This window comes from Peribacillus sp. SIMBA_075 (assembly GCF_046534585.1).
On record NZ_JAWRYN010000397.1, the window covers coordinates 1 to 288 of the forward strand.

A 288-nucleotide genomic window follows, 5' to 3' on the forward strand; every position below is an offset into this window, starting at 1 on the left:
GCCCAGTTTCGTTAATGCTTCTGCATTAGAACGTGCTACTCGGCTATGACGAACATCCCCAACTATTGCAATCTTCAAACCTTCAAATCTTCCAAACTCTTGTTTAATTGTTAGAAGATCGAGTAGACATTGCGTTGGATGATTTCCACATCCATCTCCAGCGTTTAAGATTGGGATATTTACCTGATCTTTTAGTTCATCGAAGTAGCGATCTTGCTCATGGCGAACGATCACCGCTTTTGTTCCGATTGATTCTAGTGTTCTTATCGTATCGTATAAAGTTTCTCC

Annotated in this window: 1 pseudogene; it reads right to left on the reverse strand. The window is 40.6% G+C overall.

Features of this window, described 5'->3' with window-relative positions:
• Window positions 1-288: pseudogene (gene pyrB, locus SB775_RS28745) on the reverse strand (aspartate carbamoyltransferase); the annotation flags it as partial.